The sequence below is a fragment of the Bacillus sp. AFS059628 genome (assembly GCF_002571225.1).
In the GTDB taxonomy this organism is placed as follows: Bacteria; Bacillota; Bacilli; order Bacillales; family Bacillaceae_G; genus Bacillus_A.
Window position 1 is genome coordinate 55,539 of the sequence record NZ_NVEC01000027.1, and the last position, 16,971, is coordinate 72,509.

13 protein-coding genes are annotated in these 16,971 nt (G+C 35.6%); 10 read left to right on the forward strand and 3 right to left on the reverse strand.

Features of this window, described 5'->3' with window-relative positions; translation table 11 throughout:
* Positions 1 to 21: 21 nt before the first annotated feature.
* On the forward strand, positions 22 to 903 hold the full coding sequence (locus COL05_RS10385; protein ID WP_098668578.1) for an NAD-dependent epimerase/dehydratase family protein: 882 nt from the start codon (positions 22 to 24) through the stop codon (positions 901 to 903).
* Positions 904 to 991: 88 nt separating this feature from the next.
* On the opposite strand, the gene sodA is transcribed toward COL05_RS10385, so the two are convergent.
* A complete protein-coding gene (sodA, locus tag COL05_RS10390) occupies positions 992 to 1,618 on the reverse strand; it encodes a superoxide dismutase [Mn] (RefSeq protein ID WP_098668551.1) in 627 nt (208 codons plus the stop codon).
* A gap of 215 nt (positions 1,619 to 1,833) precedes the next feature.
* On the opposite strand from sodA, the gene COL05_RS10400 reads away from it, so the two are divergent.
* Both COL05_RS10400 and COL05_RS10405 read left to right on the forward strand, forming a co-directional pair.
* Positions 1,834 to 2,904 carry a nitric oxide synthase oxygenase gene (locus tag COL05_RS10400; RefSeq protein ID WP_098668552.1) on the forward strand — a complete coding sequence of 357 codons (1,071 nt, stop codon included), beginning with the start codon at positions 1,834 to 1,836 and terminating at the stop codon, positions 2,902 to 2,904.
* A 362-nt stretch (positions 2,905 to 3,266) separates the two neighbouring features.
* On the forward strand, positions 3,267 to 4,835 hold the full coding sequence (locus tag COL05_RS10405; RefSeq protein WP_098668553.1) for a BCCT family transporter: 1,569 nt from the start codon (positions 3,267 to 3,269) through the stop codon (positions 4,833 to 4,835).
* Between the two features lie 95 nt (positions 4,836 to 4,930).
* Here the strand turns inward: COL05_RS10405 and COL05_RS10410 are convergent, their stop codons facing one another.
* Positions 4,931 to 6,229: an MFS transporter gene (locus tag COL05_RS10410; protein WP_098668554.1), complete on the reverse strand. Its 1,299-nt coding sequence runs from the start codon at positions 6,227 to 6,229 to the stop codon at positions 4,931 to 4,933.
* Between the two features lie 331 nt (positions 6,230 to 6,560).
* Between COL05_RS10410 and lytS the strand changes: the two genes are divergently transcribed.
* The 6 genes from lytS to msrB all read left to right on the forward strand — a co-directional run bounded on the left by lytS (position 6,561) and on the right by msrB (position 12,768).
* Complete coding sequence (lytS, locus tag COL05_RS10415; RefSeq protein WP_098668555.1) at positions 6,561 to 8,330, forward strand: two-component system sensor histidine kinase LytS; 1,770 nt, start codon at positions 6,561 to 6,563, stop codon at positions 8,328 to 8,330.
* Entirely contained in the window at positions 8,308 to 9,048 is a 741-nt protein-coding gene (locus COL05_RS10420; RefSeq protein WP_098668556.1) for a LytR/AlgR family response regulator transcription factor, read from the forward strand. Before lytS ends, COL05_RS10420 begins: the two co-directional genes overlap by 23 nt.
* 133 nt (positions 9,049 to 9,181) lie before the next feature.
* On the forward strand, positions 9,182 to 9,613 hold the full coding sequence (lrgA, locus tag COL05_RS10425; RefSeq protein ID WP_098668557.1) for an antiholin-like murein hydrolase modulator LrgA: 432 nt from the start codon (positions 9,182 to 9,184) through the stop codon (positions 9,611 to 9,613).
* A gap of 34 nt (positions 9,614 to 9,647) precedes the next feature.
* Positions 9,648 to 10,340 (forward strand): antiholin-like protein LrgB, encoded by a 693-nt coding sequence (gene lrgB / locus COL05_RS10430; RefSeq protein WP_000168869.1) that lies wholly within the window; start codon positions 9,648 to 9,650, stop codon positions 10,338 to 10,340.
* 328 nt (positions 10,341 to 10,668) lie between these two features.
* Complete coding sequence (locus tag COL05_RS10435; protein ID WP_098668558.1) at positions 10,669 to 11,712, forward strand: AI-2E family transporter; 1,044 nt, start codon at positions 10,669 to 10,671, stop codon at positions 11,710 to 11,712.
* A gap of 90 nt (positions 11,713 to 11,802) precedes the next feature.
* On the forward strand, positions 11,803 to 12,768 hold the full coding sequence (gene msrB / locus COL05_RS10440) for a peptide-methionine (R)-S-oxide reductase MsrB (protein ID WP_098668559.1): 966 nt from the start codon (positions 11,803 to 11,805) through the stop codon (positions 12,766 to 12,768).
* A 27-nt stretch (positions 12,769 to 12,795) separates the two neighbouring features.
* Here msrB and COL05_RS10445 read toward each other — a convergent pair whose 3' ends face one another.
* Positions 12,796 to 15,912 (reverse strand): efflux RND transporter permease subunit, encoded by a 3,117-nt coding sequence (locus COL05_RS10445; RefSeq protein ID WP_098668560.1) that lies wholly within the window; start codon positions 15,910 to 15,912, stop codon positions 12,796 to 12,798.
* Between the two features lie 142 nt (positions 15,913 to 16,054).
* On the opposite strand from COL05_RS10445, the gene COL05_RS10450 reads away from it, so the two are divergent.
* The gene (locus COL05_RS10450) at positions 16,055 to 16,930 is read left to right on the forward strand and encodes a TetR/AcrR family transcriptional regulator (protein WP_098668561.1); all 876 of its coding nucleotides are present in this window, start codon (positions 16,055 to 16,057) and stop codon (positions 16,928 to 16,930) included.
* Positions 16,931 to 16,971 lie beyond the last annotated feature (41 nt).

The window sequence follows — 16,971 nt, forward strand, 5'->3', positions numbered from 1 at the left end:
TTACAATTTATTAAAATGGGGATGATGAAGTTGAAAAAAGTATTGGTGCTAGGGGGAACAAGATTTTTTGGTAAACATTTAGTAGAAGCGCTTTTGCAAGATGGGCACGATGTAACGATTGCGACGAGAGGAATTACGGAAGATTCTTTTGGCAGTAGAGTAAAAAGACTTATTGTAGATAGAGAAGATGAAAAACAACTAACAGAGCGTCTAGAAGATAAAAGTTATGATATTGTATACGATAATTTATGCTATAGCTCGAATGCAGCGAAGATAATATGTGAAGTGTTACGAGGGAAAACGAAGAAATACGTTATGACATCTTCAATGGCTGTTTACGAGCCAGCAATAGGCTTGTTAGAAGAAAACTTTAATCCGTATGAGTATGCCATTACGTATGGGGATAGGAAGGATTTTACTTATGGTGAAGGCAAGCGATTAGCTGAAGCTGCTGTATTTCAACAAGCAACATTTCCAGTTGTTGCAGTGCGTTTTCCAGTTGTTATTGGAGAAAACGATTATACGAAAAGATTACATTTTTACGTTGAACATATTGTGAAACAAGAGCCTGTCGCCGTGAAGCATTTAGATGGAGAGTTGTCATTTATACATGAGAAAGAAGCAGGAGAATTTTTAGCTTGGTGCGGGATGAAGGACATAGAAGGGCCAATTAATGCTTGTAGCAATGGGGTAGTTTCTACTAGCGAAGTTATTCATTTCATAGAAGAAAATACGGGATTAAAAGCACTCGTTCAAGAGGTAGGAGATCATGTAGCGCCTTATAATGAAGTGATTAATTGTACATTACATAATGGAAAAGCTAGTAAACTAGGATTCCCGTTCCGAGAGTTGAAAATAGAAATAGAACAAGTATTACGTTATTACATACATGCAATGAAATAATCATAAATCCCCCGGTGGCAATCCGGGGGATTCTGGAGGATTTCGACAATACTAATTTTACATTACCAAACTTACCTTATACGCACGACTAATGTGTTTGTGACTGAATTGCTTGTAAATACTTTTCATTTACCTGGTCCCAGTTCACTGTATGCCACCAATTGGTAACAAATTCTGGACGCCGATTTTGATACTTTAAATAATAGGCGTGTTCCCATACATCGATGACGAGTAATGGAGTCTTCCCTTCTTGCAGAGGTGTATCTTGATTAGGTGTACTCATAACAGTAAGTTCTTGACCATCAAGGACAAGCCACCCATAGCCACTTCCAAAACGGCTAATTGCTGCTTTAGACAGTTGATCTTTTAAGTTGTCAAAGGTATTGAAATAATAATCAATTACTTTTGCAACGTCTCCATTAGGCTCGCCGCCACCTTGTGGGCTCATTACTTCCCAAAACAGACTATGACAATAATGTCCACCACCGTTATTTCTGACAGCTGTAACAATTTCCTTTGGTAAAGTTTCTAAATTACATAGTAACTCTTCTAAAGATTTATTATGTAATTCCGTATAGTTTTTTAAAGCAGCATTCAAGTTATTTACGTATGTCGCATGGTGTTTTCCATGATGAATAGAAAGTGTGTCGCCATCGATATATGGCTCTAGTTCATCATAGTCATATGAAAGCTTTGGCAATTGAAATGAAGACATAACATTACCTCCTTTCTCTTTAAAAGTTGGTCTTGGTAAAAATAATTTACCTGAGTCAAAAATACACCTATTTTTTATGTAAGTCAATAGTAATCTCTTTAATTTTCTGAAAAATATTACAATAAAAGTAACAATTCGACTTTCGTTTGTGACTCTTATTCTTTTTGCTTATACTGTAAAGTAGAACGTTTTGTTGGAATAGAAGGAGATCGTTTATGAGTAAAACGAAACAATTAATAGAGGAAGCGAGTCAATTTATTACGATTTGCTATAAAGAACTTAATAAAGAACAATTCATAGAAGAACGTATGAAAGAAATTCAAGTTGAAATAGAAAAGACGGGGACGTATGAACATACATTTGAAGAACTTGTCCATGGATCGCGAATGGCATGGCGCAATAGTAATCGATGTATCGGAAGACTATTTTGGAGTAAGATGCACATATTAGATGCACGTGAAGTAGATAATGAGGAAGGTGTATATAATGCGTTGATTCATCATATTAAATATGCAACGAACGATGGAAAAGTGAAACCGACAATTACGATTTTTAAGCAATATCAAGGTGAAGAGAATAATATACGAATTTATAATCATCAATTAATTCGATATGCAGGATATAAAACAGAAATGGGAGTGATTGGTGACTCTCATTCCGCTGCATTTACGGATTTTTGTCAGGAACTTGGCTGGCAAGGAGAAGGCACGAATTTCGATGTATTGCCACTGGTGTTTTCTATCGATGGAAAGGAACCTGTATATAAAGAAATTCCTAAAAACGAAGTGAAAGAAGTACCAATTGAACATCCAGAGTACCCAATTTCATCTTTAGGAGTCAAGTGGTATGGAGTACCGATGATTTCAGATATGCGCTTAGAAATTGGGGGCATTTCTTATACTGCCGCTCCGTTTAATGGATGGTACATGGGTACGGAAATTGGGGCCCGTAATTTAGCGGATCATGATCGTTATAATTTACTTCCGGCAGTTGCGGAGATGATGAAGCTAGATACATCGAGAAACGGTACGTTATGGAAAGACAAGGCATTAATTGAATTAAACGTGGCTGTTTTACATTCCTTTAAAAAACAAGGAGTTAGTATTGTTGATCATCATACTGCTGCACAACAATTTCAGCAATTTGAGAAGCAAGAAGCTGCTTGTGGTCGTGTTGTAACCGGCAATTGGGTATGGCTCATTCCACCATTATCTCCAGCTACCACTCATATTTATCATAAACCGTATCCAAATGAAATTTTGAAGCCGAATTTCTTTCATAAATAGTTTGTAGTATAGGGCGTTTTCTATAAAAATATAATTTTTTTCATTACTGTTACGTAGCAAATGGAAGCCTTTACTCTCGGTTATTTTTGGAAGGAGCTTTTTGAACCAAAGAGTTCCTTATGTTATAATCAAATTTCTGTTTCGAAGACCTTATAGAAATATAAGGTCTTTTGTTTTGCTTTTTTATGTAAGAGGAATAGAAATTTTCTTTTAAATAAGGGATTTAGCATATTTTTAGGGACAACATAAGTGTGTAGAAAATTGATGAATTATTATGCTTATATAATCATTATGTTTTGGGTGTAAACAATAAAACATAATAAAGTTGTTTTTTTAGATTGCTGAGGAAGGAGGAAGTGTAAATGAGGATGAAGAGTCGAAAAACGGATTGGCCTGTATTTCTTATTAGTGGTGGCTCGCTTTTATTATTTGTAATTGCGGTTTTCTTAAATAAAAGTTACGTAGAGAGAGTCATTAATAGCAGTTTTACAGCTTCAATTAAATACTTTGGTGCTTTTTGGCAGATTCTATTAATTGGTACATTTGTTGTTGCAATGTGTATGGCGTTCTCGAAGTATGGGAGAGTTAAACTTGGGGGATTAGAAAAACCTGAGATTAGTACGACAAAATGGCTTGCTATTATAATGTCTACATTACTGGCCGGAGGTGGTGTTTTCTGGGCAGCGGCAGAGCCGATGTACCATTTAATGACGGTGCCACCAATACATGAAGGTATAACTGCTGGAACGAAAGAAGCAGTTATGCCTGCTTTAGCACAAAGTTATATGCACTGGGGGTTCCTGGCTTGGACGATTTTAGGGACAATTAGTGCGGTAGTTATGATGTATGGTCATTATCATAAAGGTATGCCATTAAAACCTCGAACGCTTTTATATCCTATTTTTGGAGAGAAATTGCGAAAGAGTTGGCTTGGAACAATGATCGATGTATTTGCCATTATTGCGGTAGCGGCAGGGACGATTGGTCCAATTGGATTTTTAGGTCTACAAGCAAGTTATGGCCTACAAGCATTGTTTAACATCCCGGATGTGTTTACGACTCAATTAGCCATTATTGTTTGTGTAGTAGCTGTTTCTACTATATCTGCGGTAACAGGAATTGATAAAGGGATTCAAATTATAAGTAATTTAAATGTTAGGTTAGCAGTTTTATTAATGCTATTCGTATTACTGTTTGGACCAGGTGGATTTATTATTGATTCATTTGTTTCTTCGTTTGGATTTTATATAAATGAATTTATTCCAATGAGCACATATCGTGGTGATACAACTTGGTTAGGATCCTGGACAATCTTTTTCTGGGGATGGTTTATTGGGTATGGACCGATGATGGCAATTTTAGTGAGCCGTATTTCAAGAGGAAGAACAATCCGAGAAATAATCGTTGCAATTGGAATTATTGCACCGATTATTACAACGTTTTGGTTTACTATTTTGGGAGGATCAGGTGTGTTTTATGAGTTAATGAATCCTGGTTCTATATCGGCAGCATTAAGTGAATCTGGCATGCCAGCGGCTATGATTGCAATTACAGAGCAACTGCCACTCTCTCACATTATTGGACCGGCATTTCTTTTATTAACAATTTTATTTGTAGTAACAACAGGGGATTCAATGGCGTATTCGATTTCAATGGCAGTGACTGGAGATGGAGACCCTAGAATTAGCTTACGAGTGTTTTGGTCGCTTATTATGGGAACAGTTGCAGCGATTCTTTTATACATGGGTGAGGGAAGTATTAATGCGCTGCAATCATTCATCGTAGTAACAGCTGTCCCGGTATCCATTCTGTTATTCCCAATGCTATGGCTAGCGCCAAAAGTTGCGGGGGAATTAGCTTTAAAGCAAGGTATTGTAAAAGAAGAAGAGAAAACCTCCTTCTTGTTCCAAAAAGCTAGTAAATCAAAGTAAATAATTGTATTTATATAAAAAGAGGAAGCATCTCATTTGAGATACTTCCTCTTTCCTATTTATCCAACTATTTTTTTGAAGGATACAGTTTCAATCTATTCTAATACTTTATCTTTCGTCTCTGGAACACATAATAACATCGTAACTAAACCAATTGGATAGATAATGAAGATGAGAGATAATGCTCCCATTAAATTACCACCTGCAGCAAGTAAGCCGATAATAACAGGCCCAAATCCAGCTAAACCACGTCCTGTACCGAAAATAAAGTTTTCTGCTGTAGAGCGAGCTTCAGCAGGATAGTTTTCGGCTAAAACTGCCCCGAATCCTCCCATCATGCCATTGGCAAAGAATCCAAGCAATGCACTTCCCCATAACAATAATGTTGAGTCTGTGAATAAGAAGAAGTAAATGAGACAGTATATAGTACCACCGACATAATAGATTGTAAAAGTTTTACGGCGACCAATTTTATCAGCTAGAATACCAAAAGTTGCAATACCAATTAGCATACCGATCGTAGAGATGAACATCCAGCCGCTCGCCTTTGCTAATGTGTAGTTATATTTATTCGCTAAAATAGTTGGCATCCATGTGAAAATTCCATAATATCCGAAGTTTTGGATGAATGACATAATAATAAGACCAATTGTTGTTATCGTTACTTTTTTATTTGCAAATAACTTTCGGAGTGGGAACTTTTTCATTTGCTTTAGTTGCTCTGCCTCAGTAGTTGTTAAACTACCTTCAGCTTCTTTTTGTAACAATTCTTTTTTGTATCGTTGTTTTTGTTCCCATATTTTCGGTTCACTTAAACTTTTTCGGACATAGACAGCTAGTAGTGCGGGAATGAGTCCAAATAAGAAAACGGCTCTCCATCCAAAGTGTGGAACGATAAATGCTGGTAGGAGTGAAGCGACTAGTACGCCGAATTGCCATCCAAGTGCCACAACGGATGTTGCCTTTGCGCGCATTTCTTTCGACCATGTTTCAGTTACGATGGCCATTCCAATCCCGAATTCACCACCAACTCCCATTCCAACTAAAAAGCGAAGAATTAATAATTGCCAATAATCTGTTGCGAAATAAATGAGTGCTGTTGCGAGTGAAAATAGTAAGATTGTGAAGGCCATCGTACGGATACGACCAAATAAATCAGCAATAAATCCAAATAAATAAGACCCGATTAGCATTCCTACTGTGGTGGCTAATGTTAAGTTTCCACCTTCAACAGGGCTTAAATGAAATTCCTTTAAAATGTAGACGAGTACGAAAGATAAGAGCAACATATCTAAACCTTCTGCTGCATACCCTAGCGCAGAACCAAATAATGTTTTATATCTTTTCTCTTTCGTCTCCTCTGTTGTTGATTGTACATCAGTAGTGACGTTCATCATTACTCCTCCTCATTTTCTTTCTACAGTCGCTATGGAAGAATAACAAAAGGCCTTCTCACCTGATATGATGAGAAGGCCAAAAATTCATACGTATCCCTAAAAAAGGGCATACGTATAGAGTATATTCCGACTTCCTTCTCAACCTCACGGGGTTGGGTTAAAGGACTGTATTATATTACTTTATTTTTAGCACTCTTCTATTACATTGTCAAATAATGAGGGAATTGTTATGTGTAAAATATTTCAAAAGATATTTCATTCTTCTTGACGCACACTTCATTATTTTCCCATAATAAAACTAACTCATATAAAAAGGAATGAATCACGGATGCTAAATTTAGTACTTATGATGATTGAACGTGTCGGACTTATTGTTATTTTAGGATTTTTACTTTCTCATATTAAAACGTTCAGGCGCCTTCTTCATAAGCAAGATGGATATGTAGATAAGCTTAAGCTTATTTGTATTTTTTCAGTGTTTACAATTGTAAGCAATTACACAGGAATTGAAATTGCCGGGAATACAATTATGAAAGAAAATTGGCTACAAGGTGTTTCGTCATCTAGTACAATTGCGAATACACGTATTATGGGTGTTGGAATTAGTGGATTGCTTGGAGGTCCTATCGTCGGCATTGGAGTAGGATCAATTGCAGGTATTCACCGTTATATGCTTGGCGGGACGACAGCGCTAAGTTGTGCAATTTCGTCAATTTTAGCAGGTGTTATAACAGGGTACATTGGATACATTTTCAAAAAATATAATCGTGTAATTACGCCTAAATTTTCAGCGGTTTTAAGTGTGTTTATCGTTTCTTTAGAAATGATTATGATCCTATTAATCGTAGAGGATGGGAGTAGTATCGTGAAAACAATTGCGATACCAATGATCCTTGTAAATAGTTTTGGGAGTTTTATTTTACTTTCTATGATACAAGCTATTTTGCGTCAGGAAGAAAATGCGAAAGCCCTGCAAACGCATAAAGTATTACGAATTGCTGACAAAACATTACCATATTTTCGCCGCGGATTAACAGAGGATTCTTGTAAACATGTGGCACAAATTATTCACCGCTTTACGGGAACAGATGCGGTATCCTTAACAGATACAGAGAAAATATTAGCTCATGTTGGATTAGCATCAGATCATCATATTCCTTCACATAGTTTAATAACGGGTTTATCGAAAGAAGTGTTGAATACGGGAAAAATAATGAAGGCAAAATCGCGTGAGGTTATTAATTGTCAACATGAAAGCTGCCCTTTGCAAGCGGCGATCGTTATTCCACTAACTTCACATGGAAATACAATTGGGACATTAAAACTGTATTTTAAAAATTCTAATCAGTTAAGTCGCGTAGAAGAGGAATTAGCAGAAGGGTTAGCAAAAATATTCTCTACACAACTTGAATTAGGTGAAGCTGAGTTGCAAAGTAAATTATTGCAAGATGCAGAGATAAAAGCATTACAAGCACAAATTAACCCACACTTTTTATTTAATGCGATTAATACAGTATCAGCTTTATGCCGAACAGATGTAGAGAAGGCAAGGAAGTTATTATTACAGCTTAGCGTGTATTTCCGTTGTAATTTGCAAGGAGCACGCCAATTACTTATTCCATTAGAACAAGAGTTAAATCATGTACATGCATATTTATCTTTAGAACAAGCGAGGTTTCCAAATAAGTATGAGGTGAAGATGTACATTGAGGAAGAGTTAAAGACGACCTTAGTTCCACCGTTTGTACTTCAGTTATTAGTTGAAAATGCATTACGTCATGCTTTTCCGAAAAAGCAGCCAGTTTGCCAAGTTGAGATACATGTGTTTGAAGAAGAGGAGATGGTTCATTTTGAAGTGCGAGATAATGGACAAGGGATTGAGAGTGAACGTCTAGGGCAATTAGGAAAAATGGTAGTTCCATCAAAGAAAGGGACTGGAACGGCTTTATATAACATTAATGAACGACTTATCGGGTTATTTGGGAAAGAGACAATGCTTCAAATTGAAAGTGAATTAGAGCAAGGGACAAAAATCTCCTTCGTAATCCCGAAAAAAGTAGGGGAGGAAAAGCGGAGTGTTAAAAGTATTAGTAGTTGACGATGAAATGTTAGCACGGGATGAGTTGAAATATTTATTAGAACAAACGAAAGAAGTAGAAATAGTTGGTGAGGCTGATTGTGTAGAAGATGCATTAGAAGAGCTAATGCAAAACAAACCAGATATTGTTTTCCTAGACATTCAGTTATCGGATGATAACGGATTTGAGATCGCAAATATATTAAAGAAGATGAAAAATCCACCTGCAATTGTGTTTGCGACTGCCTACGATCAATACGCACTGCAAGCATTTGAAGTAGATGCGTTAGACTACATTTTAAAGCCATTTGATGAAGAACGTATCGTACAGACATTAAAGAAATATAAAAAGCAAAAACAAATAAAATTAGAAACAAAACAGGAAGTAAAGAGTGTAGATGTAACGACGGAGATGCATAAATTAGCATTACCAATTGAGGAATCGATCGTACTTGTGAATATTGAAGATATTATATATGTAGGACTTGTGGACGGAAAAGTGACAGTAAAAACGATGAAGGAAACATATGTAACACATGATACACTTGTCATTTTGGAAAAGAAGTTGCCGCAAGCAAGTTTTATGCGTGTTCATCGTAGTTTTATTGCAAATATTAATCATATTACGGAAATACAACCGTGGTTTAACTCTACTTATAACTTAATTATGAAAGAAGGGTCAAAAGTACCTGTTAGCCGAACATATGCAAAAGAACTCAAAAAGCTACTTCGTATTTAAGAAGTAGCTTTTTGCATTTCATCTGCCTATTTTTGTAACTAATTTTGTATATTTGACGTTCTAATGTGTAAACGCTTACAGTTTCGTTTGTATTTTATACAATAAAGGTACCAAATCGAAAGAGGTGGCCGAAATGAGTACGAAAAAAGTATATAGTTTCTTATCACAAGCATTCATATTTTCAGCTATTATGTTAGTTTCTAATATTATTGCAACACATTTACCAATTCCGATGCCTTCATCGGTAATCGGGTTAGTCATTTTATTTAGTCTATTATGTTTAAAAGTTATTAAATTGGAGCAAGTTGAATCACTTGGAACAGCTTTAACAGGTATTATCGGATTCCTTTTCGTCCCATCAGGTATTTCAGTTATTAACTCTCTTGGTGTAATGGGACAATATTTTGTACAAATTTTAACTGTAATTGTTGTCGCAACAGTTATTTTACTCGCTGTAACAGGGTTATTTGCACAATTCATTTTAGGCAAAGACGATAAAGAAACAAAAGATACGAAAGAATTGAAAGTAGTAAATAAAGGACGCAAGCACGGAAAAGTTGCGTAACCAATTTAGTATATATTGTTTGGAGGGAATGAACATGGCAAGCACAATGACTCCATATTTCGGAATTGTCGTTTCGTTGATCGCATACGGAATCGGAACATTATTATTTAAGCATTCAAAAGGATTCTTCTTATTCACACCATTATTCGTAGCGATGGTATTAGGGATTGTCTTTCTAAAAGTAGGTAATTTTACTTTCGAAGAATATAATACTGGCGGAAAAATGATTAGTTTCTTCTTAGAGCCAGCAACAATTGCATTTGCAATTCCATTATATAAACAAGTGGATAAGTTAAAAAAATATTGGTGGCAAATTTTATCGGCTATCGTAGTTGGATCTATTTGTTCAGTAATTGTTGTATTTATTGTTGCAAAAGCAATTGGTTTAGATACAGCAGTAATGAATTCAATGTTACCACAAGCAGCAACAACAGCAATTGCATTACCAATCTCTGAAAGTATCGGTGGTATACCAGCAATTACATCATTTGCAGTTATTTTTAACGCAGTTATTGTATACGCATTGGGAGCATTATTCTTAAAAACATTTAGAGTAAAACATCCAATTGCAAAAGGTTTAGCACTTGGAACAGCAGGTCACGCATTAGGAGTAGCAGTAGGAATTGAAATGGGTGAAGTAGAGGCAGCTATGGCGAGTATTGCTGTAACAGTAGTTGGGGTTGTAACTGTAGTTGTCATACCGATGTTTATGCCATTCATTGGCTAGTAAAACTTACTTGGAAAAATGAGAAAAGCAAGCTATTTGTAGGACAGATTTCTACTGATAGCTTGCTTTTTATGTTACAGTAGTGGTAAGACCTATTTTAACAAAATGTAAGTTTCCTTAAATCTTCATTAATACTGTGTAGAATACGTTTTGAATTAGGTCATTGTATTGTAAAATAAGAAGTAAGCTACTATAGGGTCTGCTAAGGGAGACATATAATAAGCTTATAAAAATCTTCATATGAATGAATAATTAAAGGTAGAGAATAGAGAAAAAATCTACTTATTAACGTTTTACTTTATAGGACAGGAGAGAGTACTCGTCGATTATGCAAATAAAAAACCTGTTTCAAAGCAAAGGATTTCAGAGGTTACTCATATTAGTAATACTTGCTCTCGTGTTATACGGGCTGCAAAGTATGTTGAATTTAATTTTAATTACGTTTATTCTTACGTATTTAATGGATCGATTCCAAAAGTTTATTTCCCGCAAATTAGATCATTTCATGCCCATTAATCGAAAACTCATTATAGCATTTCTATATGTCATGTTAATTGGCGGAATTGCTATTACGCTATTTAAATATTTACCAGTATTAACGATACAAATTTCACAATTGATTTATCAATTTAACGTATTTTTAAGAAATCCACCAGATAGTGAATTAATTAAGTATGCAGTTAATGCTGTCAATCATATGGAACTGTCGAAGTATGTAGGACAAGGCGTAGACATTTTATATAAATCGATTACGAATGTTGGAAAATTTGGCCTTCAAGTGTTACTTTCTTTAATTTTAAGCCTATTTTTCTTATTGGAGAAAGCTCGTATCGTTGCCTTTACTGCAAAGTTTAAAGAAAGCCGACTTGCAATTTTCTATACTGAAATTGAGTACTTCGGTAAGAAATTTGCACGTTCATTCGGAAAAGTAATCGAAGCACAATTTTTAATTGCAGTTGTTAACTGTGTTCTATCTGTTATTGCACTATGGATATTAGGATTCCCGCAATTATTAGGTTTAGCGTTAATGATCTTCTTACTCGGCTTAATTCCAGTAGCTGGGGTTATCATTTCGTTATTCCCGCTTTGTATGATTGCTTACAATATCGGCGGTATTATGTACGTTGTTTATATTTTAGTTATCGTAACAGTCATTCATGCGCTTGAAAGTTACGTGTTAAATCCGAAGTTTATGTCCCAAAAAACAAACTTACCGATTTTCTATACGTTTATGGTATTAATCTTCTCAGAACACTTCTTAGGTGTATGGGGATTAATTATCGGTATTCCAATCTTCATTTTCTTATTAGACGTCTTAGATGTGACAAGTGATGAGATGGAGAAGGAAGTTGGAAAAAATAAAGTGAAGTAAGAAAAAGCATCGATGTTCGATGCTTTTTCTTTTATAACATGATGTTCCTTATGCCATACTGTAAGAAGAACATAGAATAGGGGTGAAAGAATGGCTGTAAATGAAAAGGTAGAGTTAGCTACATTTGCTGGAGGATGTTTCTGGTGTATGGTTTTGCCATTTGAAGAGATGGAAGGGATTATAAAAGTTGTTTCGGGCTATACAGGTGGTCATAAAGAGAATCCAACATATAAAGAAGTATGTTCAGAAACGACGGGACATTATGAGGCAGTACAAATTACATTTGACGCAAATAAAATACCGTATGAGGAGTTATTAAATATATATTGGAGACAAATTGATCCGACCGATGTAGGTGGACAATTCCACGATCGCGGACAGTCTTACGAAACAGTGATTTTTTATCATAATGAAGAGCAACATAAAAAAGCAGAGGCTTCAAAAGCGGATCTTGCAAAGAGTGGACGCTTTTCAAAGCCAATTGCGACAAAAATATTACCAGCTACTACGTTTTATCCGGCTGAGGAATACCATCAAGGATATCATAAGAAAAATACATTTCGCTACGAGTTATACCGTAAAGGCTCGGGACGAGATGCTTTTATTAAGCAACATTGGCCAAAGGATAATGCTCATTTAAAAGAAAAACTAAATGAGATGCAGTTTTATGTAACGCAGGAAAATGGTACAGAACCACCATTTCGAAATGAGTATTGGAATCATAAAGAAGAAGGTCTTTATGTAGACATCGTTTCAGGAGAACCGTTATTTACTTCTTTAGATAAATTTGATAGTGGGTGTGGATGGCCTAGTTTTACGAAGCCAGTTATGTCAGCTAGTGTGAAAGAAAAAATGGATGTGAGTCATAATATGACGCGTACAGAAGTGAGAAGTAAAGAAGGAGATTCACATCTTGGGCATGTATTTCCAGACGGTCCAGGACCAAATGGACTTCGTTACTGCATTAATTCTGCAGCCCTTCGATTTATTCCAAAAGAGGAATTAGAGAAAGAAGGCTATGGTGATTTTCTAGTCTTGTTTGGAAATAAAAAATAACCTCGCTAACTGCGAGGTTATTTTTTATTATTTTGCTTTTTTCTTTTTAAATTTGCTTAATACTTCATAAACGATTGGAACAATAAGAAGTGTTAATAACGTTGAACTTGTTAATCCACCAATTACGGTTACACCAAGTCCTTTAGAAATTAAGCCGCTACCTTCAAATCCTAATGCAAGCGGGATAAGGGCCCCAATCGTTGCAATTGCAGTCATTAAAATCGGACGAAGGCGTGTTGCACCAGCTTCTAATAAAGCTTCACGTGTTGATAGACCTTCATTCTCTTTATGAATAACGCGGTCGATAAGTACGATTGCGTTTGTTACAACGATACCGATTAACATAAGCGCACCAATCATTGCAGACACACTTAATGTTTCACCGGAGATTAATAAGGCAACAAGAGCTCCGATAATTGTAAATGGTAGCGAGAATAAAATTGCGAATGGTGCAAGGGCACCACCAAATGTAACGACAAGAACGAAGTATACAATGGCAATCGCAGCTAACATCGCTAAGCCAAGTTGCTTAAATGATTCTTCAATATCTTTTGTAACGCCGCCCATAGAAACATCTACGCCAGAAGGAAGATCCATTTTATCTACTTCTTTTTGAACAGCAGCAGATGCTTTTGAAACGTCATCAGATGTTAGTTTTGCACTTACTTCTGCATAAACACGGCCATCGCGGTGTTTCACTGTATTTGAAGTTTCCCCTTCTTTTACAGTCATCACATCTTTCACAGCCACTTCATTACCGAGTGGTGTTGTAAGTTTTCGATTTGTTAAGTCATCGATTGTTTCATAATTTTGTTTTTCAGCTTCTACATATACATTGACGTCTTTACCGTCTTTTTTAATTGTTGTCAGAACAGGGCGATCATGTTGATTAGAAAGTCCCATTCCAATTTGCGCCGCCGTTAGACCCATTTTACTTAGCTTTTCCTGATCTGCGACTAAAGTGTACTCTGCGTATGTTTTTGCAATACTAGAGTCTATATCTTTTAAGTCTTTGTTTTTCTTCATTATGTTTTGAATATCTTTTACGACAGGCTTAATGTCTTCCGAGCTATCTCCGTACACGTATAGTTTAATGTCATTACTACCGCCACTTGCTCCGAAATCTTGGTTTTTCCATTCGCCTTTTCCAGACATCTTCTGTAAATCTTTAACGACCTGTTCCTTCTCTTTTTCGAAGTTTTTCGTGTCGTTATCATATTGCACAAAGAACATTGCCTGGTTCGATTGACCAGGACTCATTGGGTTTTCGCCACCTAATGAGAATTGAATTGTTTTGACGTCTTTATTATCTTGGAAGTGCTTTTCAGCTTTCGTTGCAATTTTTTCAACGTCTTCTAACGTTTGACCTGGTTCAGGATTGTACGTTGCAATGATCATTTTTTCTTCTTCAGATGGTAAGAAACTTACACCGATAACTGGAACAAGTGCAAGACTACCAACTAATAGAAGGATAGCGATACTTGATGTAATAATTTTATGATTTAAAGCCCATGCAAGTATGCATTTATAAATGTTTGCTAATTTACTTGGTTTTTCTTCATGATGTACTTCTTTTTCCCTCATGCTCTCTTTTTTAAATAAAGAGTGAGCTAGCATTGGTACAATTGTAACTGCCACTAGTAACGATGCTAATAAAGCGAAGACGATAGTTAAGGCGAATGGTAAGAACATTTCACCAATCATACCTTTTACTAGTCCAAGCGGTAAAAATACTGCAATTGTTACGATGGTAGAAGACATAATCGGGATAAACATTTCTTTCGTAGCTTCACGAATTAAATCTTTTCCGCGCAGCTTCTCTTCCGATAATGACATACGTCGGTAAATATTTTCAATAACAACAATGGAGTCATCCACAACGCGCCCGATAGCGACTGTCATTGCTCCGAGTGTCATAATGTTAAGCGTAATATCCATTTGCTTTATAACTAATACAGCAATTAATAAAGAAAGTGGTATGGAAACGACAGAGATTAATGTTGTTCGGATATTTCGTAGGAACAGCATAATAATAACAATCGCAAAGATAGCGCCGAAAATAGCTTTGCTCAGCATTGTTTCTACTGATTTCTCAATAGGTGCACCTTGGTCAAATGTTGAAATAATCTCTAAGTCTTTATATTTTTTCTCAAGCTCTTTTACTTTATCTTTTACTGCATTTACAACATCAACTGTATTCGCATCAGCAGCTTTTACGATTTGAATTCCAATTGCTTCTTTTCCATTTGTTCGAGAAATAGATTCAGCTTTTCCGACTTCTTTAATGTCAGCAATTTCGTCTAACGTAACTGTTGGAATCCCGTTCATAGCGGCTGGATTCATTTGCGATGTTTGTGCACCGGCCCCAGGATTTTGACTACCTTGACCGCTCGGTGAGGTAGGAACAGCTGGGATTTTCAATTCTTTTAATGCTTTCATTGTTGTAATATTGCCATCTATAACAACTGATTTTTCTGTGTCTTTAAATGTATATAAACCAAGTGGTAAAGATACGTCCGATCCTTTAATTACATTTTTTACAGTATCTTCACTTAGACCCAACTCTTTCATCTTATCTTTCTTGAAGACAAGTTGTACTTCATCTACTTGTTGACCTGAAATTTGAACAGATGCAACACCATCAAGTCCTTTTAATCCTGGAACAACATTTTTTTCTACATTTTCAGTTAAGGTAGCTAAAGATTCATTTTTACTTGCTACGCTTAATGAAATAACAGGAAAGGCATTGAAGTTTACACGTGAAACTTTCGGATCATTTACGCCTTCTGGCAGTTTCACATTTGCGAGTGCGTCTTTTATTTCTGTTTCAGCCTTTTCCATATTTTTATCAAAATCATATTCTACCTGAATAGAAGATGCATTTTGAAAAGATGATGAACTAACAACGTTTACACCACTTAAATTTTGTAGTTGCTCTTCCATCGGTTTTGAAACTTTATCAGCTACTTCTTCTGGTGTAGCACCAGGATAAACCGTGGTTACTGTTACAACAGGTGTTGTAATATCAGGAATTGTTTCTAGCTTCATATTTAGCCCAGAATAAATACCTGCAATGGTAACAATAATGGTTAGTAGCCAAACTGCGAACTTATTTTTTAACGAGAAATTAATAATTTTGTTCATGTTTGCGCTCCCTTTGTATTGTATTGACCAACTGGTCAGTCTAATACATAATATAACTGACTGATTGGTCAGTCGTCAATGAAAAGAGATGGTATAATACATTCATAATAAGATGCGAGATTAAATTTAGGAGAGACATGATATGAAAGAAAAAGAGCGTTTAATTATAGAGATGGCTATGAAGTTGTTTGCGACTAAGGGTGTAAATGCGACATCAGTGCAGGAAATTGTGACCGCTTGTGGTATATCTAAGGGAGCTTTCTATTTATACTTTAAATCGAAAGAAGAGCTTTTATTAGCAACACTTCGATATTACTATGACAAGATTCAAAATAAAATGATGGATATTGAAAAAGAATCGTTATTGCCGCGTGAAAAATTTGCGAAACAATTGCATTGCCAGTTTAATGATATACAAAAGCATAAAGAATTTATTATTATGCATGCGAGGGAAAATGCGATTCCTTTTAATAAAGAAGTGGAAGAGTTTATGATGCGGATGAAGTTAGAGTCCCATGCATTTTATCGGAATAGTTTATTGTCCATTTATGGTGAAAAGGTTATACCCTATTTATTGGATTTAGTAATTATGGTAGAAGGTATATGCCGCGGATACTTGGAATTAATTATTTTACAGGCGCCAGAAATTGACTTATCGTATGTCTCAACTTTTATTTTAAAAAGAGTAGATCATTTAGTAGGAGGGCTTGTAGAATCTGCAGAGAAACCTGTTTTGCATGAAGAAAGGCTTGGGGAGTTTCTTTGTAAATCAGAACTTATTAAGGAACAGGTTAAAGAACATTTTTTAAAAGAAATTATTACATTTAAACGTACATTAGCAGATCAATTAGAAAATGATGAATTACTTGTTACATTAGATGTTTTAGAGGCGGAGATGAGATTGTCTAATCCAAGAATTCCGGTCATTAGAGGAATGTTAGCAAATTTAGAGACATATCCGGAATTAAAAGAATTTCAATTACGACTTATGGGATATTACAATATAAAAAATTCTTAATAAAAACAAGCAAAAAACTCCTTGTCCATACAAGGAGTTTT